Raw genomic sequence first — 19,883 nt, 5'->3', positions numbered from 1 at the left:
GGACTGGCAGCCCTCGCCTCTCGCGAGGGCCTCGATGGCCAAGCCCGGCTATTTTGTTTCGCGCTGCAAAGGCGGGGCTCGCCCCGCCGGCGGAAAATAGCCGCGCGCCGCGCCATTGCCCGGCCGGGCCGTTTGTGGGCCGATCGCCCTCTCAGAAGGCCGTGGGCGTGGGCTCTCCGACAGCAAAGGTCGCTTGCGATGATGAAGGGAGACGGCAAGTGGAGACGCCTGATCCACACCGCATCCCCTGCCGATCGCCTCAGCCCTCCACGAAACGGCGGACGTCATCGGGATGAACCTGCTCCAACAGGGTCGCCCGGAGGGCGTCGACGCCGCGCCAGCGCAGATCATCGTTGAAGTCCTCAAGCTTCGGCGACAGGGAAATCGCCTCGATCCCGAGGCTCGTTGCTCTGGCGACCAGGCTGTCTCGCGCACCGTCCCCTGCCGGATCGCGATCCCGGAGGACATAGAGCCTGCGCAGGCTCAGTGGGAACAGGATGGCGGCGAGGTGTGCGGCCGAAAGCGCCGCCATCATTGGCATGTGGGGCAGGACCTGACGGGGCGATAGCACGGTCTCGATGCCTTCGCCGGCCGCCAGCACCTCACCGGCGGCGCCGAAGCGGACACCGTGCCCGAGAAGATCGCCCATCGCCCGCCGCGGTGAATCGACGGGCGCCTTGCCCGAACCGTCCGGTGAAAGCCAGGTGCGGTGCGCGCCGGTCTGCTTGCCGTCGAGGTCGGTGACGGACGCGACGATCGCCGGCCAGATCTCGGTGGGCGAATGCGCATCCGGTTTATAGTAGCACCGCCCATGGTAGCGCAGCGCGGCGACGCCGGAGAGGGACGTGATCGCCCGCCCGTTGAGGTAGATTTCCGCAAGCGTGCCGCCGATCGGCTGCGACATCGCGAAAAGCCGGCGCGAGGCTTCCGGCGACCCCGACGGCGCGGGGCTGGAGGTCCTGCCGGTCGGTGCCCCCGTCGTCGCAGGCTCGGGATGCGGGAGCGAGAGGAACCGGCGCGCTTCCTCGGCTACGTCCTTGAAGTCGACGAGGCCGAGCGCCTCGCGGATGACGTCGAGGAGATCGCCATGCTCCCCGGTCGATGCGTCGGTCCATTTGCCTGCCGCGCCCTTGCCGGTTTCCGGCCCGGTCAGGCGCACGAACATCGAGCGTCCGGGGCTGTTGCGGGCGTCGCCGACCTGCCAGTACCGTCCGGCGCGCCGGCCGGACGACAGGTATTCGCGGCAAACCGCTTCGGCGTGATGGCCGAGGCGGATCGCCAGCTCGGAGGCGTCGGGACGGGGCATCACGCCGCCTCCCGCTCGCCGATGCGCTCGACCGGCCAGCGATCGAGCACCCTGGCAAGCACGTCCGGGCCGCTGGCGTCGCTCGGCACGAACATGCGCAGCTTCCACGAGATGATCTCGTGGAACAGCCCGTAAGCCGTCAGGCGCTCGCGCATCGTGTCGTCGAAGCCCGACAGTTCGATGCGGTTCGCGCCCATGACGCGCACCCGGCGAAGCTGAAGGCCCTCGGCGAGGTCGAGGATGGTGCGGCCGTCCATCAAGGCGGCGAAGGCGTCGTCGGGCGCGATCGACGCGGCGCCGGTCGTGGTCGCGGTTGCGGCCCAGGCCGGAGAGACCTGCCGGCCGATGATGCGCTCGCCATCGTCCGTCTGGAGCCGATAGACGCGCGTCGAGTCGTTGGGCAGGCGCTTCCAGATCGGCAACAGCAAGCCCGTAACCATGTGAAGCCTCGCATCGGTGAACTCCGGCACCTCGGCGATCTCGGCTTCCCAGGCCGATGCGAAGGCATCCCGGTCGGCTTCGGCCCAGTGCGTCCCGCCCATGAGGCGGATCGGGATGTTGTGCGCCTCGGTCGGGCGGATCAGGCGGACACGGCGGTCGATCTCGCCGTCGTCGAGCATGACGCTGCTCGCTGGTATCTGCACGGCGGCCCGGCCGGAGCGCTCGTTGACGAGCAGCTTCGCGCGCGGATCGGCAAGTTCGGCAAGAGCTGCGTCGAGCGTCACCGGCCGGTTGCGCCTGCGTTCGTTGATCGTGAGCAGGCTGGTTTCCGCGCCGGTGCGGGGGTGGGTGTAGATCGTCTGGCGATCGACGACGACGAAGCTTTCGGCGCGCAGGGTCTCCAGCCCGGCGTCATAGGTGCCGGACGCGATGGCACCTTCGATGCGGGCCGTCAGCAGCCCTTCAAAGGCGGTGAACAGCACGCCTTGAAGCTCGATCGTCAGCGCCAGCAGCCTGTTCAGGAAGGTCGTGATCGGCGGCAGCTCGTCCTTGAGGCCGTTCGAGTCCATCAGCTTCAGCCCGGTGGCCTGCTCGAAGCGGTCGAGCGAGCATCCCTCGACCTTGCCGCGCACCAGCAGGAAATAAAGCTGACGCAGCGCGTCGCGGGCGTAGGGGCTCTCCAGATTGTCCTCGGGCCGGAACAGGCCCTGGCCGCCGGTCTGGCGCTGGCCGCGCGTGATCGCGCCCAGCGTGTCGAGGCGGCGTGCGATCGTGCTCAGGAAGCGCTTCTCCGCCTTCACATTCGTCGAGATCGGCCGGAAGAGCGGCGGTTGTGCCTGATTGGTGCGGTGCGTCCGGCCGAGGCCCTGAATGGCGGTGTCCGCCTTCCAGCCCGCCTCGAGCAGATAGTGGACGCGCAGCCGCGTGTTCTTCGCCGACTTCTCCGCATGGTAGCTGCGGCCGGTGCCGCCGGCGTCGGAGAAGACGAGCACGCGCTTCTGATCGTCCATGAACGCCTGTGTCTCGGCGAGATTGGCGGCGCCTGCGCGCGTCTCGACGACGAGACGGTCGACGGTGACGCTGCCGCCGGGCTTGCGCACGATGCGCCGCGAGCGGCCCGTCACCTCGGCAACCATGTCCGTCCCGAAATGCTGGACGAGCTGGTCGAGCGCGCCGGGAACCGGCGGCAGGCTGGCGAGCTTGGCGATCAGCGCGTCGCGTCGGGCGACGGCCTCGCGGCTTTCGACCGGCAGGCCGTCGCGATAGACCGGGCGCGACGACAGATTGCCCTCCGAGTCCGTGAACGGCTCGTAGAGCTGGACCGGGAAGGAATGGGCGAGATAGTCGAGGACGTATTCGCGCGGCGTGATGTCGACGCGGACGTCGTTCCACTCCTCGGTCGGCAGCTCCGCCAGCCGCCGTTCCATCAGCGCCTCGCCGGTCGAGACGATCTGGATGACGGCCGAATGGCCCGCCTCCAGATCGGCGGCGATCGAGCGCAGCAGGGTCGGCGCTTTCATGCTGCATAACAAATGGCCAAAGAAGCGCTGCTTGGCGCTTTCGAAGGCCGAGCGGGCGGCGGATTTCGCCTGCCTGTTCAGCGTGCCGGAGCCGCCTTCGCCGCCGCCGGTGATGTTGGCGGCCTGCATCGCCGCATCCAGATTGTTATGGATGATGGCGAAGGCGGCGGCATAGGCGTCGTAGATGCGGACCTGCTGGGGCGTCAGCTCATGCTCGACCAGCTCGTATTCGACGCCGGCGAAGGAGAGCGAGCGGGCGGTGTAGAGGCCGAGGGCGCGCAGGTCGCGGGCAAGCACCTCCATCGCCGCCACGCCGCCGGCCTCGATCGCCTCGACGAACTCCGCGCGCGTGGCGAAGGGGAAATCCTCGCCGCCCCACAGGCCGAGCCGCTGCGCATAGGCGAGATTGTGGACGGTGGTCGCGCCGGTGGCGGAGACATAGACGATGCGCGCGTTCGGCAGCGCATGCTGGAGGCGCAGCCCGGCGCGACCCTGCTGCGAGGCGGCAACGTCACCGCGTTCTCCCTTGCCGCCAGCGGCGTTCTGCATCTGGTGCGCCTCGTCGAAAATGATCACTCCATCGGCGTCGGAGCCAAACCATTCGACGATTTGCCGGACGCGCGAAACCCTCTCTCCGCGGTCGTCGGAGCGCAGCGTGGCATAGGTTAGAAATAGGATGCCCTCGTTCAGCGTGATCGGCTTGCCCTGCGGGAACCGCGACAGCGGCGTGACCAGCAGGCGCTCCATGCCGAGCGCGCCCCAATCGCGCTGCGCGTCCTCGATCAGCTTGTCGGACTTCGATATCCAGACCGCCTTGCGCCTTCCTTGCAGCCAGTTGTCGAGGATGATCGCGGCCGACTCGCGTCCCTTGCCGACGCCGGTGCCGTCGCCGATCATGAAGCCCTGGCGGAGGCGGACGGCGCCGCTGGCGTCCTCGGCCGCGGCGCTCAGCTTGTCGAAGGTGTCGTCGACCGTCCATGCGCCGGCGAGGAAGTCGGAATGCGCCTCGCCGGCATAGATCACCGTTTCGAGCTGCGCGTCCGACAGCAGGCCGAGCACGTCCGCCGGCAGCATCGGGCGATAGCTCGGCTTCGGCGGGGCGACGCTCGCCATCGACGTCGACTGGACGAGCTGGGTGGGATGCGCGCAAGCCCCGGAAATCCGGATGGTCTGGAGACCGTATTCCTCATAGATCGCATCCGACAGGCGACCGGCCTGGGCAGGCTTCCAGTCGACCGTCTCATAGGCGAGCGGAACGCCCTCCGGCTCGCGATGCGCCACAGCCGGCGCGGCCTTCGCCGCCCGGTTGATATAGGCGCGCACGGTCCGGGGCGCGGCGGTCGCGGCCATGGGCACGGCGATGGAAGGGTCGACCGGCGGGCGGGCCGGGAGATGCTCGGCCAGCCATCCGAGAAGCGTGGCGACGTCCGGCGCGACGCCGGGCGCGGTCGGGAACGCGGTCGGATCGTCCGCCGGCAGCTTGTCGATGACGGTGAGCCGCGTCGGGATGGTCGTGCCGTGCTTGGCATAGACCGACCCGTCGATCGCGGCGGAGAAGACGACGCGGCCGCGTTCCTGCAGACGGGCATAGGCCGAGGACCAGGCCGGTGCGTCCGGCGCGAAATTCGCCCCGGTGATCGCCACCAGCCGGCCGCCGGGCGCAAGGCGCGCCAGCGCCGAGGCGACATGGCGGAAGGCGGCGTCGGCCATGCGGCCCTCGACATTCGCCATCACCGAAAAAGGCGGGTTCATGAGAACGACGGTCGGAAGGAGAGCCCGGTCGAGGTGATCGTCGATCTGGGCCGCGTCGAAGCGCGTGACGGCAAGGGCCGGAAAGAGGTGGGAGAGAAGATCGGCGCGGGTGTCGGCCAGCTCGTTGAGCAGGAGCGAGCCGCCGGCGATCTCGGCCAGGATGGCGAGAAGCCCGGTTCCGGCCGAGGGCTCCAGCACGCGGTCGGCCGGCGTGATGGCTGCGGCGAACGAGGCTGCCAGGCCGAGCGGGATCGGGGTGGAGAACTGCTGGAAGGTCTGCGCCTCCTCGGAGCGGCGCGTATGCGTCGGCATCAGGCCGGCGATCTTGGAAAGCTGCGGCAGGACCGCGGCGGCGGAGCCGGCCTTGCGGAAAAGCGGCTTTCCGTATTTGCGCAGCATGAGGACGGTCGCGACCTCGCAGGCTTCGTAGGCGGTCTTCCAGTCCCAGGCGCCGGCAGTGTCGGAGCCGCCGAAGGCGGTTTCCATCGCGCCGCGCAGCATGGTGGCGTCGACGCGCTGGCCGCGTTCGAGGTCAGAAAGGAGGATCTGCGCGGCAACGACGATCGCCGAGGGCGTGGCGGACGCAGCGACGGGCGGAAGCGATGCGGCGACCTCGGCGGCCGCGGTTGCGGATATCATGTTCATGATGGGGAACCTCGGGAGAGTGGACGGAAACGAGCCGCGCAGCGCTCTCTCTCGACCGCACCGGCTCAAATCCGTCCCGGCCCCTCTCTTCCTCTCACAGCTTCCGCGAAATCGCCGAGAGCAGCCGTTCGCCGCCGGAGGTTTCCGGCCGTCACCTCGTTGAGACGACGGCTTTGATCTACAATTGAGCGGGCTGGATTTTGCGCCGGTTTGCTTGCGCAAATCCCGAAACAACCGCGATATTGGAAGGATTAAGCTCGTGAGGACATGGCTGCTTCCGCGTGCGCCGAGATTCTACTGGCTCATCATCCTGGCGTTCGCGGCATCGACGATCACGTCCGATTTGCCGGATTTCGGAGAGGGGCATTGGTCGACCTCGACCGCCTTCCGTGCCTGCATCATCGCGATCGCGCTTCTCCTCGCCGCCCTGTCGGAGTTCTGGGACATCGCGCCCGCGATCATCGTCAGCGCGGAGGCCCGCTACCAGAACCGGCAGGCGCAGGCGGTCTACACGATCCCCGTCGTTTTCGACACCGCACCGACCGTCGTGCCGAGGATGTCGCGACTGCGCGTGACGCGGACGGATGACCATCGGCCCGTCAGGCCGTGGACCTTGCGCTTCGACTATGCCGCCGAAGGACAGAAGGGCGAATGGTAGGACGGCCGCCCCCGCCGCGCCGAACGGGCCATCGCGAACACGACGAGAGCGCCCCGCCGTGAGGCGAGGCGCCCGGTCAAGTCAGTCGATCGCCGCGAAGATAGCCGAAGCTTCGGCATGTCCCTTCGAATAGGCTGCGAGGCGATGGTAGGCTTCCGCCAGATGGTCGGAATCGTGGCGCAGCGCGAGGTTCGAGAGGACGAAGAGGGTCGCGATGATGCCGGCGGCCTCGGCCGACACCTCGCCGCGAAACTCGGTGAGCCCGCTTTCGATCCGCATGGGCGATCGCGACGCGGGGGCGAGGAACAGCGGGCGGCCCCCATACTCGTAGAAATTCCAGAAGCCCCCGCGATAGTCATAGGGGCTGAGCCGCTCCATCACATGATAGACGGTGTTTTCCGCGATGATGAGGAGCCGCAGGCCGAACAGGGTCGGCAGGAAGGTTTCGCGGCAATCGTCCGCTACGATCGTTGCGGTCTGGCGGGCAGTGGCTTGAAGGGTCATGGCCTGGTTCTCCGGAGAGAGGAAGGAGACAGGTCCGGGCGGCGCTCTCTCTTCAACCGCCCCGAACCGTCCAGGCCCCGTCCCTTCTCTCCCTCGCTCACAGGCGCCAGAGGCCGCCGGCGATCTCCCGCACCAGCATGTCGCGCGCCTTCGCCATCACCTCGCGGCCGCAGGTCTCGGGGTGATCGAAGAAGCGCGCGGCCGGGCCGTTCTCGGTCCAGTCGGCGTAGTAGCAATAGGACCGATCCTGAAGCCGGAAGGCCGTCATGTCGGCGGCCCAATGCGGCTTCGGCTCGACGACGACGGTGACGCCATCGCGCGTTTCGGGCCAGGGCAGCGAGCGCTGCGAGGGCGGGCAACGAAGGTCCGCCGCCAGTATCTCGTCGACGGTGATCATGACGCGGCTCCCTCGCCCGACCTGGCGATGAAGCCGTCCGGATCGTCGGGATCGGGCGGCAGGTAGGCGTCGTAGGGATTGCCATCGGCCAGATGGCCGAAGGGCGTCATGACGAAATCGCCGTCCTCCGCGCGGCCGACGGCGCAAAGGACGTAACGGCGCTCGCCGGTGACGGCATCCAGGCACTCCATGAGTGCGAGATTGCCGTCGCCGGCGGCGCGGAGAAGCGTGTTGAAGTTGGTGCGGGCGTGATCGGGAATGGCCATGTCAGGCTCCTGAAACGAGAACGCCCGGCGCGATGGCCGGGCGATGGATGGGGATTGCGATCGGGGAGACGCAGGCGTCAGAGGCGGAAGCGCGCGACGAGGCGTTGCGCCTCGGCGTGGTGGCGCAGCATCTTGCGATAGAAGCGCTTGCGCGCGTCCCGCCTGTCGGGATCGCGCAGGGCGGAGCGGGACAGCTTGCGCCGCGCCGCCCCGACGACCGTGCGGCCGCGTTCCCACACGGGAACAGCGAGACGGAGATAGGTGGCGTACATCGCGGCCACCTACACGTTGATGCGCTCGCACAGCGCGTCGATCTCGGGGAGATCGAGCCCGGCGTGCGCGCCGTCGTTGTTGTAGATGTCCAGGAACACCGGATCGAGCGGCCCGTTGACAAGGGCGAGCTGAAGGGTGCGAAGACCGGCGAGCACCGCATCGCGCTCGTGGGCGGTCATGGCGACGATCAGGAACGCCTCGACCGTCTCACCCTTTTCGAGAAGACGGACGCCGGTGGATTCGTCGATTTCATAATCGTCGAACTCCTGCACCTCGCCGGTGGCGATCCATTCGCCATCGTAGCGGACGCTTTCGGCGACGCTTCGCGCCTCTGCGGGCGTGCCGGCCTCGACGACGGTTTCGTAATAGACAAAGGCATCGTGGCCCTTGCGGACAACAAATCTGGGCATGGGAAGCTCCATAGGGAAAGCACCGGGCGCGACGGCCGGTCTGGTTGACGGGATGGTGGGAAGGCTCAGTGCCAGGTCTGCCACGCGCCGCTTTGGGCCGCGGCGTGGCAGCGCAGCATCTCGCGGTAGAACTTGCGGCGCAGAAGGCGTTTGCAGCGGTCCCGGCGGACCCAGGCGGGAAGCATTCGCGCCGCCGCCCGCAGGACCGCCCGGTCGGTGTCGATCACCGTGATGCCGAGATCGGCATAGATCGAGTGCATCATGGCCGGCCTCCCTTGGTGTTGCGCCACAATGCCGGTCCGAGGGCGGTGAGCACCGCGCGGATCTCGGCCGTGCCGGTCCGGTCGTCGGGAGCGGTCGATCTGACGACAGCCAGGCATGCCGAGCTGATCTCGCAGTCGGTCACGGCGTCGGGCGACAGGCCGCCGAAGTCCGGATCGGTTGCGAGGATCGTCGCGATGCGATCGCGAACTCGATCTTCCTCAAGCCATGCCAGGACATGGCGACGTCCGGGAAGATCGGCGGCAGGGTCGGGATCGCGCGCGCCGGCGATGATCGCCTCGCCGCGTGCGACCTCCCAGGAGGCGCGCGAGATCCAGTCCCTCTCCGTGGCGGTATTCGCGCAAACGTCTGCGACCAGCATCTTCAGCAGGCCGAGAACGATCTCGAACTGCGCGATCTTCCGGGCGTCCGTCTCCGCGAACTGCGAGGGAACGGCAATGGATGACCGTGCGAGGGGCGCATCCGGTCCGGGCCAGATGCCGGTGACGTAGGTCTCGCCGGCCGACTCGTAGGCGATCGCATCGCCATCCCGATCGTCGTCCTCGATGGCGAGCCGGCAAGCCAGCTCGGGCGTGTCGGCCTCGTATGTCCGCGTCCGGTAGGCCGGGAGCCGGTAAGCGGTCTCGATGGTGAACATCGGCATGATGTGCTCCTGAAACGAAAACGGCCCGGCGAGCGCCGGGCCTGGAGGTGGAAGGGGGAAGATGCGGGGCGACCGCGGCCGCCCCGCGGATGTGGGACTATTCGGCGGCGACGAGCACCGCCGGATCTTCGCCGGTGCCGGCTTCGGGGGCCTCGTCGTCGCCGGCGAGGAAGTCGGGAAGCGCCACGTCGGGCTCGTCCTCTTCGGCTGCACCCTCGATCGCGGGCTCTTCGCTGGCGAGACGCAGCGGTTCCGGGAGCCAGCCGGTATTCGCCAGCCGCTCCTCCGCCTCGGACGCCATCCACATCTTGTCCTTCTTCTGGTTGTCGAGGAGATTGGCGGTGCTCTCGCCGACGGCCTCGGCGATGGCTTCGAGGATGCGCTGCTTGGTCACGCGACCGAAGTAGTTCGCGACGGTCGGCCGGAATCCGGCCTCCGCCATGTCGAGGCCGGTCACGCGGGCCAGGCGGTCGGCTTCCGCCATGCGCGCCTGGAGCTGCCTTTCGGAGATGCCGGTGGCGCTCATGGGATTGGGCCGCTCGTAGAGCGCGTTGATCCCGAGAGACATGCAATGCGCCAGCAGCGCCATGCGGTTCTCGTCGTCGAGCGCAACGAGCCAGTCCCAGAGCGCATCGTCGTCGGTCGGCACCTTGGCCTTCCATGCGGCGTGGCGCTTGTCCACGGCCTTCGCATAGGGCGTGGTCTTCAGGTCGGTTCCCTGATTGCCGCAAAAGACCTCGTGAACCGAGACCTGGACGGTCGCGCCATGGGTGGATCGCCTGAAGGCGTCGCGGGCGAGCTTGTGCAGCAGCGCCGTCATGGCGACATGGGGATTGCTGCCGACCGCGTTGCGCAGCGCGATGGTACGATGCGCCGACAGCTCGATCACCAGCTTTTCGGGGAGCGGCCGGATGACGTCCACGTCCTCCTCTGGCTCGACCGGCCGGCCGTTGACGGCGATGACGGTGCGCGGTCCCTCGGGCGAGAGATCGTCATCGTCCTCGCCGTCGATACCGGCATCCGGCTCGACGCCTTCGGTGTCGACGGTCTCGACCGGCTCGTCCTCGGGGCGCACCCAGCCGCGATTGACGACAAGCTCGCCGTCCTCGTCGACGGTGACGAAAGCGCCGGCGATGGCGATCTCGACCGGATCATAGACGGTCGGGCGGCGCTCGAAGGCTTCGAGCTGCCTTTCGATCTCGCCTAGGCGCCGGTCGATGTCCTCGGGCAGCTCCTGATCGGCCGGGTACTTGGCCTCAAGCCGCTCCTGCTGGCTGCGCAGCTTCTCGCGTTCGCGCCGCTCCTTCTTGGACAGTTCCGCCGGCGTGCCGACGACGCCGCGCAGGCCGTGGTCATAGCCGTAGGGAAGTTCGAGGTCTGCTTCGACCCACTTCCAGCCTTCGGCGGCCACAGCATCCGCGGCCGCCTTCAGCTTCTCCCCGACCAGCCGGTCGAGAAGCGGCACGTCTTCCAGCCATCCCTCCTCGTCATCGTCGAAGAGATAGCGCGGCAGGAGAGACCCGCTCGCCGCCAGATAGGCGTCGAGGCCGACGAAGCGCGCACGCTTGTCGGATGCGGGAACCTCGGTCTCGGTGAGCATTTCCCGGATCTGCCAGGGCTCCTTGTTGTGGGACTGCCGGACGGCATCCCAAACCTGCTCCTGGCGTTCGTGATCGGGATGGGCGGTGAACGCCTCCAGCGTCCGGAGCGTCATGCCGTTCGCGGCATAGACCTCGTGCAGCTTGGGCGAGACCTTGGCGAGCACCAGGCGCTGCTCGACATAGCGCGTCGTCGTGAAGTAGGCGCTGGCGACCTCCTCGTGGGTCATGCCGCCATCCACCATCCGCTTGAAGGCGCGGAACTGGTCGAGCGGATGCAGCCCGACGCGGAAGGTGTTCTCGGCCAGCGAGTCGTCGACGGCCGAGGTCTTGGCATTGGCCTTCTTGACGAGGCAGGGGACCAGGCCGTCCTCGGGGAAGCGACCCTTTGCCACCAGGCGGGCGATGACGCGGTAGCGGCGACCGCCGGCCGGGGTCTCGAAATCGCCGGTCTCGTTGCCGTCGGCGTCGAGAACGGCGCGGACATTGATGCCGAGGATCAGGTCCTCGCGGCGCTCGACATCGAACTCAAGCTCATCGAGGCCCGCATCGGCGTCGACTTCGCGAACATTGTCGTTCGACAGATGGATGCGGTTGAAGGGAATGTCGCGCGACCGCGAGAACTCGATCATCGCGAGGGCGGGCTTCTTCTTGGCAGCTCGGGCCATGGTGGGGTACTCCGTGACGGGCGCCGAGAGCCTCTCTCTCCGCTATCAACCCGTCACGAAATCCCCATCCCCTCTCTCACTCTCTGGAACGCCGATGCGGGCGCCTGCCTCACCGGGCGGGGAGCGACGGCCGCGGCGCGTCCACCCCGTATTTCCGCCGCAGCGTGTCGATCGCCGCCTCCTGCCGGACGATCCTGCGACGAAGCCGGTCGAGATCGGGACCGGACGCCTTGAGCAGATCGTCGAGGATGCGGCGGTATTCCGCCTCGTCCGCGCCGGTCCAGCGGCTCATCGCACGATGGTAGTGCCGCGCTTTCGGCCGCCGGCGGATCGCCTCGGCTTCGGCCCGGCGGCATACCGCGCGCTCGGCCAGCGCGAGATTGTCCCGGCTTCGGGCGAGGCCGGCTTCCATGCGCACGAGAGCGGCGTGAAGTCGCGCGCGGTCAATCACGCCGCCCGCCTGTCAGGCTCGGCCTCCACCGGGCGCAGCCCGTCATCGGGGGCGAAGGACAATATCCAGTCGGCCGCCTTGCTGGCCTGGCTGGCGGCGCGGACCACGGCGCGGGAATCCTCGCGCAGCACGTCGAGCCAGGAGCCGATATAGTCGGCATGGCGCACGGTCGGGACGATGCCGAGCGACGCGCAGCAGAATGCGGCGCTCATCTCGGCGATCAGTTCCTCGAAGGCATATTTCTTCGTGCCGAAGGAGGAGGAGAAATCGCGGTTCAGCCGGCTGCGATGGCCGCTGGCGTGACCCAGCTCGTGCAGGGCCGTCCGGTGCCAGTTGATCGGCTCGAAATAGGCTTGCGGCGGCGGCACGACCACATAGTCGTCGGCCGGTACATAGAATGCCCTGTCGCCGCCGATGCGGAAGTCGACGCCCGTCGCCCTGATCAGCGCCTCGACCCTCGGCTCGATCAGGCCGGGGGGCGGCGGCGGAACCGCGACGGTGATGTCGTCGGGCAGCCGTTCGCATTGCGCTGCATTGAAGACGGTGAAGCGCTTGAGGAAGGGGATGGCCTGGGCTTCCTCGCCGGTCTCGCGCGCCCGGCGCTTCTCGTCCTCTGGGACGAAGCGGTCGGCATAGACGACGGTGGTGCCCTGCTCGCCCTTGCGGACATTGCCGCCGAGCGCGGCGGCCTGCCTGTAGGTGAGCCAGCCCTGACCGGGAAAACCGTGCTGCACGACGGCGCCCCAGAGGATCAGGATGTTGATGCCGCTGTAGCTGCGGCCGGTGGCGGCGTTCCTCGGCAGGCCGAGCGGCGCTTTCGCCGACGCCGTGCCCCAGGGCTGGACCCAGGGGAAGCGGCCGACCTCGAGCTCGGCGATGATCTTGCCGGTGATCTCGTCATAGAGGTTCGTCCGGTCCGAGCCGGCGCGAGGGGTGCGGTCACGTCTGGACATCGCGGTTCTCCGCGACGGGCGCCGGGAGCCTCTCTCCCAGCCCTCAACCCGTCACGGCAAACCCCGTCCGCACTCTCACTCTCGGGGGGCGTTGCGGGGTCTCCCCGCAGAAGGGGGTGTGTCGGCAACGAAGTGCCGACCAGGGGGAAGGCTTTCCCCCGCAAGACCGTAAAACCGTGGAAGCGTATAAATGCAAAAGCATAGATACGGACCGCCGGAAATCGCGAAGGACCGCCAGCCTCGAAATCGCTCCGGTCCCGCCCTATCTTGCCATCCATGTGCAACGCCTATGAACAGCATGTGAAATGGGTCGAGTATTGCAGGATGATGCAGGCGCTGGAGCTTGGGATTCCGACGCAACAAAGCGACCTTGACCTTCCCGAACATGACGACATCCGCATCAACCAGATGGGTCCGGTGATGCGGGCGACGGCGAACGACCGCGAGGTCGAGCTGGAGCGGATGAATTTCGGATTGCCGTCGAACCGGCCCGAGGGCGGCCCGGTGTTCAACTTCCGCTCGGAAGGGCGCGATTTCTCCAACACCCATCGCTGCCTCGTCCCGGCCTCGGCCTTCTTCGAGTTCACCGGCACGAAATATCCGAAGACCAAGCACCGCTTTACGCTGAACGGAGCGCCCTTCCTTGCCGTCGCCGGCATCTGGCGCGAGGCGCAGGGCAATCACCCGGCCTCCTTCGCCATGCTGACGACCGATCCCGGTCCCGACGTGAAGCCGATCCACGACCGGCAGATCGTGGTGCTGCGGCCGGAAGATTGGGCGGCCTGGCTATGGCTGACGAAACCGGAGGCCGAGTTATTACGGCCGCTGGAGCAAGTCTCCCTCTCGGTCGAGACGGTGCGGAAGGGTGCCGACTAGCCCCATCGCCGCTTCCATCCGCCACTATGACAGCGGCATCCGACGACGAAAGCGGCCGTCAGCTTCTCCAACATGCGATAGTGCGCTCGACCGCTTCCCGGCCGAGGTGACGCCTTTCCTTGAAGAGTCTAGGGTAGATTTGTGGAAGTTTCGGAGCTGTTGGCGGGGGCATGGCGGATATATTTGAGAATGCGGTAACTTCGATTGTGCTCGGTATCGAAGATTTCCGAGAGGGTTCCGACGCGCGCATGTTGAGTGCGGCGCGCAACTACTATGCGGGCGTGCTGTTACTGGGCAAGGAATGCCTCGTCCGTGCCGCCCCTGACGCCGATCCGATGGAGATCATCGGCGCGAAATTCGAACCCGTCCCCGATGGTGACGGCGGCGTTGACCATGAGGTTGTCGGCTATGCGACGGTAGATCTCGCCCAGCTCAAGAGCCGATTCAAGAAATTCGGCTTGTCCTGGCCTGACGTGAACATCGAAAAGCTGCAACGATTCCGAAACAATCTTGAGCATTATCACCTGGCCGAACCCGTTGGAGCGCTGAAGGAGGCGATCGCCGCCTCATTTCCGATGGTTATCGACTTCCTGGAGACGCTGAAAGAAGATCCGCAAGACGTCTTGGCGGACGTCTGGGATACAATCCTTGAAGAGACGAATGCCTTCAATAAGGTCCAGAAGAGCTGCATGGACAGCCTTCTGCGCCTGAATTGGCCCGGTGAGATCGGGCAACTGGATCGTATGTCTTGCACCAATTGTGGCTCGTCTCTTATCGGTCAGACCGACCGCGACAATATCGAGAGCGAAGCGGCCGATGCCAAATGCTTCCAGTGTGGCCATGAGTACGATCAGCGGCAGCTTGCTGAGATGGTCGTGTCGGCGAGCTACGAGATCGACGCCTATTATGCCGCCAAGAACGGTGACTCGTCACCGATCGCGACATGCCCCGAATGCAGCGCCGACGCCTATGTCGAGAATGGAGAAATGAGCATTTGCTTTGCATGTAAGGAAACGATCGGTGGCGAGTGCAGTCGATGCAGTGCCGACATCACGGTCCATGAGTACAATCCAGACTATCCCGGTTTGTGCAGCTACTGCGCTCACACCTGGGAAAAGGTTATGCGAGAGTGACGAAGGATATTGTCATCCGCACCGCCGTCGAGACGGATAATTTGATGGAGATGGTGCGAGCCTCTGCCGCACGGGCTCAACAATGGATGGCGTCGCAATCGGGGGACCCGCTGGACCTGTTGCGCCGGATGAAGTTCGATCCAATTGGCTTCCATCCCCTCGAGGATCGGCCGTTAAATCTGATCGAGCAAATCAATCAGACTTGGACCTTCGCCGTCGCCATCGCGGCTGCCCGCCAATTGTTGAACCTACATCCAGACGTGAGCGGGTTTCGGCTCGCCCCTGGCGCGCACGCATCGCTTGAACTCGACATCATGAGTGAGGAAGCCGGCTATGTCGGCGCCGAGACCTTTGCGGCTGTCAATCCACGCAACAACGGCAAGCTGGCAGCCGATCTTGTTAAGCTCGCATCTCGCATGGAGCGATATAAGTACGTATTCTTCATGTCACCCTTGTTCCCCGGCAACGAACGCCGACCGCAGTTCGAACGCAATGGGATAGAGGTCTGGTCTGTCGATTTCTGACCAGGACGAAAGGGTTGTCCGACAGGGTGGTCGTCGGTGGTTGCAGCAGACTGAGAGAGGCGATGAACCCAAACTTCTTGGGTCACGCACGCGGTGATGCGACTACTGTCCCTTTCTCTCCTGGTCGTCCGTCCACCATGTAGATCTGCCAGCCGAGCATCTCGACGTCGCTGGGTAGTTCCCAAGATGTCAAGACAGTTTGGTATAGGCACTCGGGACTGCCGAAGAAGTCCAAATAGGGCTGGATAGCACCCCAATCCATTCCAAGCGACTTAAGCTCGACCAATAGCAGCGTCGGCCCGAATTGGGTTCCTTCACGGGCTAGCGCCATCGCGAGTTCAAGTAGAACGCGCCCCCTTTCGCCACCCGATAATTGCTCGAACCTCATCACTCGACCATTGGTCAGATGACTTTCCAACACGTAGACAGGTGCGTCAAGATCATCTCTCTGAAGCTCGTCCTCGTCGTCTTCCTGCTGCGTCCGCTGGACAAATTCCACTTTCTTTACGAAATCACCGGATACGCGAGTGCCCAAGCTGCGCAACGCGAACTCATCAATCTGGAGCAAGTCCATGATTCGACGAAGATCGCACACAATGCGGTTGTCACCGCGTCCGCTTAGATAAACCGCGCTTGATCGGGCGTGGTTTCGGCTAACCGTTTTTCCATCAAGGTCTAGAGTGAGGATGCCTTCTGTTTGAACGGAGAGCCGATGTTCGGCGGGGGCGTCGAATATGATATCGTAGTGGACGTTGTTGTTTGCGAGCCAACGCCGGATATTGTCACTCGCCTCAAGTATGCTCACCCACTCGCAAATAGCGGATTTGCCACTGCCATTAGGCCCGATTAGAAATGTGGTCTTGGCGAAATCGATCTGCGTGCCGGGCGTGAAGAGCGGTGAACGCTCAAGCCTTAGAGTTCGCACGAATCCGAAAGCTGCCTGATTTCCGCTATGTTCAAACGATGTGCGGTATTCGTGGAGCGCTTTCCAGCTCTGCAACACATTGACGGGAAAGCGCACGCCGCTTTTCTTGTCGATCAGGTTCTCGTGCGCTCCGCACATCCAAATACCATTGGATGCGTGTTTTAGTTGCGCAGGCTTTAGCCCGCCCTGCCCACGGGGGCCACGAAGAGAGGCGGCGTGAATATGGCTGGCGAAGCCGGTGTCCTCGTACTGGTCAGGTGCGACCGCTGGCCCGAGGGTCAACTTCTGGCAGCCCGGATAGGAACAACGATAGCCTGCCCTGGAAGCGATGACATGGCGCGTCGTTGATGTAAAACCGTGCCGCGTCACGTAGATCGTACTCCGATTTGCGAGGCCCTAAGATACACAACTGAATAGACCAAATTACCTTCATTCACTTAAAATCGCGCGTTTTCACGCGAATTTCTCCGATATGCCCATATCCGTCCGTGAGCGTGCGCCCCCGGAATGGGCGCGGTGGCAACCGAAGCGTTCCGAAAATGAAGAGCCAGACCCGACCATGTGCGCCCCCCAATCAGTACCGGAATCCGAGCAGACTACCGCTCGCGTCGGTATCCGTCAGACGCAGCCGAACGAGCGCTTCATAGTCGAAGCCCGGCGAAAAGTCGCTGACCGGGACCATGTCGGTGTTGAGGGTGCAGATATATTGAAAGTCGTATTTTGCGGCCATCGCTGCCGCTAGTTCGAGCGCGTGGGCTCGCTGACGGGGATCAACGCCGTCGAAGATCGTGCTGTCGTGAATCAGGAAGTCGATCCCGAGACCGCGCTGCCGCGCGAATGAGATCAGCATGAGATCGTAGCAGAAGATTTTCATCTTGCTGATACCCTCGCTCGGGCTACCGGCAATCTCTACGTCGAACTTGTAGCCCGTATCATCGATGTCGATGACTAGGCGACCGGGCGATTTGTAGAGACTCTCGGAGAATTCAGAGAACAGGCTGAGCGCCTGTGACCAGAGTGCGCGCCGTTCTTCATAATCGAGTGCTGTCGCTCGCTTCAACTCCACGGTCTCGACCTTGATCGTGTCCGCCTTCGTGGTCATCTGGCGAAGCTGTGTGATCCTGTTGGTCAGTTCATCGACCTTCAGCCGGGTGGCGGCATGCAGCTCCTGTAGCTGCGTCAGTTCCTCCAGCGCGCCCTGTCCGGCAAGCGCGCTAAGGTAGCCGGCACGGCGATCCGTGAGAGTCGCTATGTTCGTCTCGCGCTCGCTGACAGCAGCCTCAAGCGCGGCAATCTCGCTGGCGATGAACTCGCGGCGGTTGGCGATAATCTGCGCATTGAAAGCCCGCGCATCCTCCAGCGTCTTCTTGACGGCGCCAGGCAGGGCGATGCCCGCCTCACCGTAGAGAGCTTCCAGCCGGTCTTCGGTCGGGACATCTTCGCTGACCAGCGAGTCGCGGTAGCGATCGAGCCGGCGCTTATCCACGATATTGGCGTTGACCAAGCCGTGGATTTCGCCGGTCAGGACGTTCGCCTGGCCCTCGATCTCACGGTACTGGGGAAGCACGCGGAAGCTTGAGAGAGCATCGCGCTCGCGTTCGAGCTGTGTCGACAGGCGAAGGCGTTCGGCTTCGAGTTCACCGAGGGACGCCAGTTCGCCGTCGACCGCTCCGGTCTTGATCGCCTGTTTGAGCGCATCGAGTGCGTTCTTTTGATCCTTGAGCTGCTGCCAGGTCGCAGCTTTCTCCCAGTTCAATCCGAGAAGGAATGCGTTGTGGACCTGGATATCCCAGGTCTTCTGATTATCGAAATACTTGAAGGGGATGTTGTACGCGGCTGTCTGGTTACGCACGAAATAGGAAAGCAGCGACCGCGCCGAGGGCTTGTAGCCCGACTCGGCAGACAACTCGCTGATGCCGAACAGCGCCCAGGCGAGGACCGCTCGCCATTTCTTCGCGTCGAGACCGGGCACGCCTTCCTTGTTAGGGGTCGGGCGGACAGGCCAGTCGTCGGTCGCGCCTTCGATCGCGAAGAAACCGGGCGTGTCGGTGGCTCGCGTTACCGCGACGTCGCGGCCGGACAGGGAAAGCTCCAGCGTGAATGCCCAACCCTGCAAAGCCTCGATGCGAAGTCCCTTTCCGGGTGAGGTATTGCTTGCGAGACAGAAGTCGATGATCTCGATGAGCGTCGATTTGCCAAGTGCGTTCGTCGTGTCCTTGTCGCCGGCCGAGGTGGATCGGTCGGCCAGTATGAGATTGACTCCTGGCTGAAGCAGAGCGGCGTGGAAGCCTTTGTGATTGGCGCGAACAGCTCGGATCATGAGGCGGTCCTGACGATGAGGCCGTCTCGAATGTCGATGGCGCCGATGAGATAGAGGAGATTCGAGGCCAGCACGAACCGCTCGAAAGTTCCGACGTTCGGCTCCGTGCGCAGACGCTCCCAAAGGCCCGAGACGGTCATGGGCATGCTGAGGTGGGCAAGCAGCGTCGCGCCGACACCGATCAGCGCCTCGTTCTGCGGGATATGTTTGGTCGGAAGAATCATTTCTCAAACACGTCGCAGATTTCGAAAAGATAGATCAGCACCGCGATACCAGCAGTCTTGTCCGCCTGCCGACGCAACCCGCGTTGGGCAAAGGCGCACATCAGCTCGAACAGCTCGTCGCCCTTATGGCCCTCCTTCCGACGCGCGTAATATTCCTCAAGGAAGCCGGCTTTCAGGCGTTCGGGAAAGTCCGGATCGAGCTGCGCTTCGGCCTCGACATAGTCGCCAACGGTAGCTCGCGAGGTCAGACCGGCAGCAATGATATGCCGAGATCCGTTCGATAGAGCGTTCTTCTTGATCTTCTCGTCGGGCGCGGTGAGATCGAACGATCCATTGCCTACAGGAGCTTGGCTGGCGACCCACGACACAGCGTTCTGCAATTCGGGAAAGGCAACGTCCGCAAAAGCCGCCTCCATCGCCTGGCGAACCTGCTCTTCGTGGCTTTCCTTCAGTTGCTGCAACGTCGCGGTGGGCCAATCAGCCTCGACCTTGTCGATGATCGTATGGTGGTCGGTGCAGAGATAGATAAGGTTGCGGACGTTATCGCGCTCCGCATCGGTCATGGAGGCGTCGTAGCGCGCGGCGGTCGGCTTTTCACCCCGAATATGTGCCGCCTCGCCGACATAGGTGTCGTCTCCCACCTGGGCGTCGTAGGTGAGATGCTTGCCGCATTTCGGAAAGGCGCAGACGCCGCCGCTTCGAAACGCCAGGATGATTCTCGTCGGATAACTAGCGCCCACGCCGACCGCCCATCTGCGCGCGCGTGCCAGGACGGCGGGTCGTTATCTGTGGAGGAGCGCTGGCATCGCCGAGCTGGTGAATCCGCAATGCGGGCCGCTGCGGCAGCTTGACCGTCAATTCGAGCTCTCCCCCCACAGCTTCCACATAGCTGCGGAGAGTGGAGAGATACATATCGGTCTGTCGCTCGATCTGAGAAACCGAGGGCTGCTTGATGTTGAGCGCGGATGCGATCTCAGCCTGGGCCTTACCCGCAATCTGCCGCAACTCGCGAAGGCCCTCGACTTCCTGCTTCAAATCCTGATAGCGGGCGTCGATCGCTGCCTGCTCTTCGGCAGGGAGCGCGGCAATGATGTCATTCAGGCTCCGACCCATC

21 protein-coding genes are annotated in these 19,883 nt (G+C 64.9%); 4 read left to right on the top strand and 17 right to left on the bottom strand.

Features of this window, described 5'->3' with window-relative positions; genetic code table 11:
• Positions 1-259: 259 nt before the first annotated feature.
• Together N5D22_RS02725 and N5D22_RS02720 are read right to left on the bottom strand one after the other, a co-directional pair.
• Entirely contained in the window at positions 260-1,306 is a 1,047-nt protein-coding gene (locus tag N5D22_RS02725) for a toprim domain-containing protein (protein ID WP_003497251.1), read from the bottom strand.
• Positions 1,306-5,664 (bottom strand): strawberry notch family protein, encoded by a 4,359-nt coding sequence (locus N5D22_RS02720; RefSeq protein ID WP_003497253.1) that lies wholly within the window; start codon positions 5,662-5,664, stop codon positions 1,306-1,308. The genes N5D22_RS02725 and N5D22_RS02720 overlap by 1 nt, the downstream gene beginning before the upstream one ends.
• A gap of 259 nt (positions 5,665-5,923) precedes the next feature.
• On the opposite strand from N5D22_RS02720, the gene N5D22_RS02715 reads away from it, so the two are divergent.
• Complete coding sequence (locus N5D22_RS02715; RefSeq protein WP_003497254.1) at positions 5,924-6,322, top strand: hypothetical protein; 399 nt, start codon at positions 5,924-5,926, stop codon at positions 6,320-6,322.
• A gap of 81 nt (positions 6,323-6,403) precedes the next feature.
• Here N5D22_RS02715 and N5D22_RS02710 read toward each other — a convergent pair whose 3' ends face one another.
• From N5D22_RS02710 to N5D22_RS02665, 10 genes are all read right to left on the bottom strand, one after another.
• Positions 6,404-6,826, bottom strand: coding sequence for an antirestriction protein (locus tag N5D22_RS02710; RefSeq protein WP_003497256.1), 423 nt, complete (start codon positions 6,824-6,826; stop codon positions 6,404-6,406).
• A gap of 97 nt (positions 6,827-6,923) precedes the next feature.
• On the bottom strand, positions 6,924-7,223 hold the full coding sequence (locus tag N5D22_RS02705) for a hypothetical protein (RefSeq protein ID WP_003497258.1): 300 nt from the start codon (positions 7,221-7,223) through the stop codon (positions 6,924-6,926).
• Positions 7,220-7,489: a DUF6117 family protein gene (locus N5D22_RS02700; RefSeq protein WP_003497260.1), complete on the bottom strand. Its 270-nt coding sequence runs from the start codon at positions 7,487-7,489 to the stop codon at positions 7,220-7,222. Before N5D22_RS02700 ends, N5D22_RS02705 begins: the two co-directional genes overlap by 4 nt.
• A gap of 77 nt (positions 7,490-7,566) precedes the next feature.
• A complete protein-coding gene (locus tag N5D22_RS02695) occupies positions 7,567-7,761 on the bottom strand; it encodes a hypothetical protein (protein ID WP_024897976.1) in 195 nt (64 codons plus the stop codon).
• A 9-nt stretch (positions 7,762-7,770) separates the two neighbouring features.
• Positions 7,771-8,172, bottom strand: a complete 402-nt coding sequence (locus tag N5D22_RS02690; protein WP_024897975.1) for a hypothetical protein — start codon at positions 8,170-8,172, stop codon at positions 7,771-7,773.
• 65 nt (positions 8,173-8,237) lie between these two features.
• Entirely contained in the window at positions 8,238-8,435 is a 198-nt protein-coding gene (locus tag N5D22_RS02685; protein ID WP_003497264.1) for a hypothetical protein, read from the bottom strand.
• Positions 8,432-9,097: a hypothetical protein gene (locus N5D22_RS02680; protein ID WP_024897973.1), complete on the bottom strand. Its 666-nt coding sequence runs from the start codon at positions 9,095-9,097 to the stop codon at positions 8,432-8,434. The genes N5D22_RS02685 and N5D22_RS02680 overlap by 4 nt, the downstream gene beginning before the upstream one ends.
• A gap of 97 nt (positions 9,098-9,194) precedes the next feature.
• A complete protein-coding gene (locus tag N5D22_RS02675) occupies positions 9,195-11,363 on the bottom strand; it encodes a chromosome partitioning protein ParB (protein WP_024897972.1) in 2,169 nt (722 codons plus the stop codon).
• Positions 11,364-11,472: 109 nt separating this feature from the next.
• Complete coding sequence (locus N5D22_RS02670; RefSeq protein WP_003497267.1) at positions 11,473-11,814, bottom strand: hypothetical protein; 342 nt, start codon at positions 11,812-11,814, stop codon at positions 11,473-11,475.
• Positions 11,811-12,767, bottom strand: coding sequence for a zincin-like metallopeptidase domain-containing protein (locus N5D22_RS02665; protein ID WP_003497268.1), 957 nt, complete (start codon positions 12,765-12,767; stop codon positions 11,811-11,813). The genes N5D22_RS02670 and N5D22_RS02665 overlap by 4 nt, the downstream gene beginning before the upstream one ends.
• A 276-nt stretch (positions 12,768-13,043) precedes the next feature.
• Between N5D22_RS02665 and N5D22_RS02660 the strand changes: the two genes are divergently transcribed.
• From N5D22_RS02660 to N5D22_RS02650, 3 genes are all read left to right on the top strand, one after another.
• The gene (locus N5D22_RS02660) at positions 13,044-13,643 is read left to right on the top strand and encodes an SOS response-associated peptidase (protein WP_003497270.1); all 600 of its coding nucleotides are present in this window, start codon (positions 13,044-13,046) and stop codon (positions 13,641-13,643) included.
• A 170-nt stretch (positions 13,644-13,813) separates the two neighbouring features.
• A complete protein-coding gene (locus N5D22_RS02655; RefSeq protein WP_003497272.1) occupies positions 13,814-14,776 on the top strand; it encodes a hypothetical protein in 963 nt (320 codons plus the stop codon).
• The gene (locus tag N5D22_RS02650; protein ID WP_003497274.1) at positions 14,773-15,300 is read left to right on the top strand and encodes a hypothetical protein; all 528 of its coding nucleotides are present in this window, start codon (positions 14,773-14,775) and stop codon (positions 15,298-15,300) included. Before N5D22_RS02655 ends, N5D22_RS02650 begins: the two co-directional genes overlap by 4 nt.
• 82 nt (positions 15,301-15,382) lie before the next feature.
• Here the strand turns inward: N5D22_RS02650 and N5D22_RS02645 are convergent, their stop codons facing one another.
• The 5 genes from N5D22_RS02645 to N5D22_RS02625 form a co-directional block, all read right to left on the bottom strand.
• Positions 15,383-16,594, bottom strand: coding sequence for an ATP-binding cassette domain-containing protein (locus N5D22_RS02645; protein WP_003497275.1), 1,212 nt, complete (start codon positions 16,592-16,594; stop codon positions 15,383-15,385).
• Positions 16,595-16,799: 205 nt separating this feature from the next.
• Entirely contained in the window at positions 16,800-18,545 is a 1,746-nt protein-coding gene (locus tag N5D22_RS02640; RefSeq protein ID WP_003497277.1) for a DUF2326 domain-containing protein, read from the bottom strand.
• Complete coding sequence (locus tag N5D22_RS02635) at positions 18,542-18,769, bottom strand: ABC-three component system middle component 6 (protein ID WP_003497278.1); 228 nt, start codon at positions 18,767-18,769, stop codon at positions 18,542-18,544. The genes N5D22_RS02640 and N5D22_RS02635 overlap by 4 nt, the downstream gene beginning before the upstream one ends.
• A complete protein-coding gene (locus N5D22_RS02630) occupies positions 18,766-19,509 on the bottom strand; it encodes an HNH endonuclease (protein ID WP_003497280.1) in 744 nt (247 codons plus the stop codon). The genes N5D22_RS02635 and N5D22_RS02630 overlap by 4 nt, the downstream gene beginning before the upstream one ends.
• Complete coding sequence (locus N5D22_RS02625) at positions 19,499-19,882, bottom strand: XRE family transcriptional regulator (RefSeq protein WP_003497282.1); 384 nt, start codon at positions 19,880-19,882, stop codon at positions 19,499-19,501. Before N5D22_RS02625 ends, N5D22_RS02630 begins: the two co-directional genes overlap by 11 nt.
• Position 19,883: the final 1 nt, after the last annotated feature.

Origin of the sequence: Agrobacterium sp. GD03872 (genome assembly GCF_029840625.1) — a bacterium.
GTDB lineage: Bacteria > Pseudomonadota > Alphaproteobacteria > Rhizobiales > Rhizobiaceae > Agrobacterium > Agrobacterium fabrum_A.
Note: the sequence above shows the minus strand (reverse complement) of the source record. Positions and strands in the feature narration are given on the sequence as shown.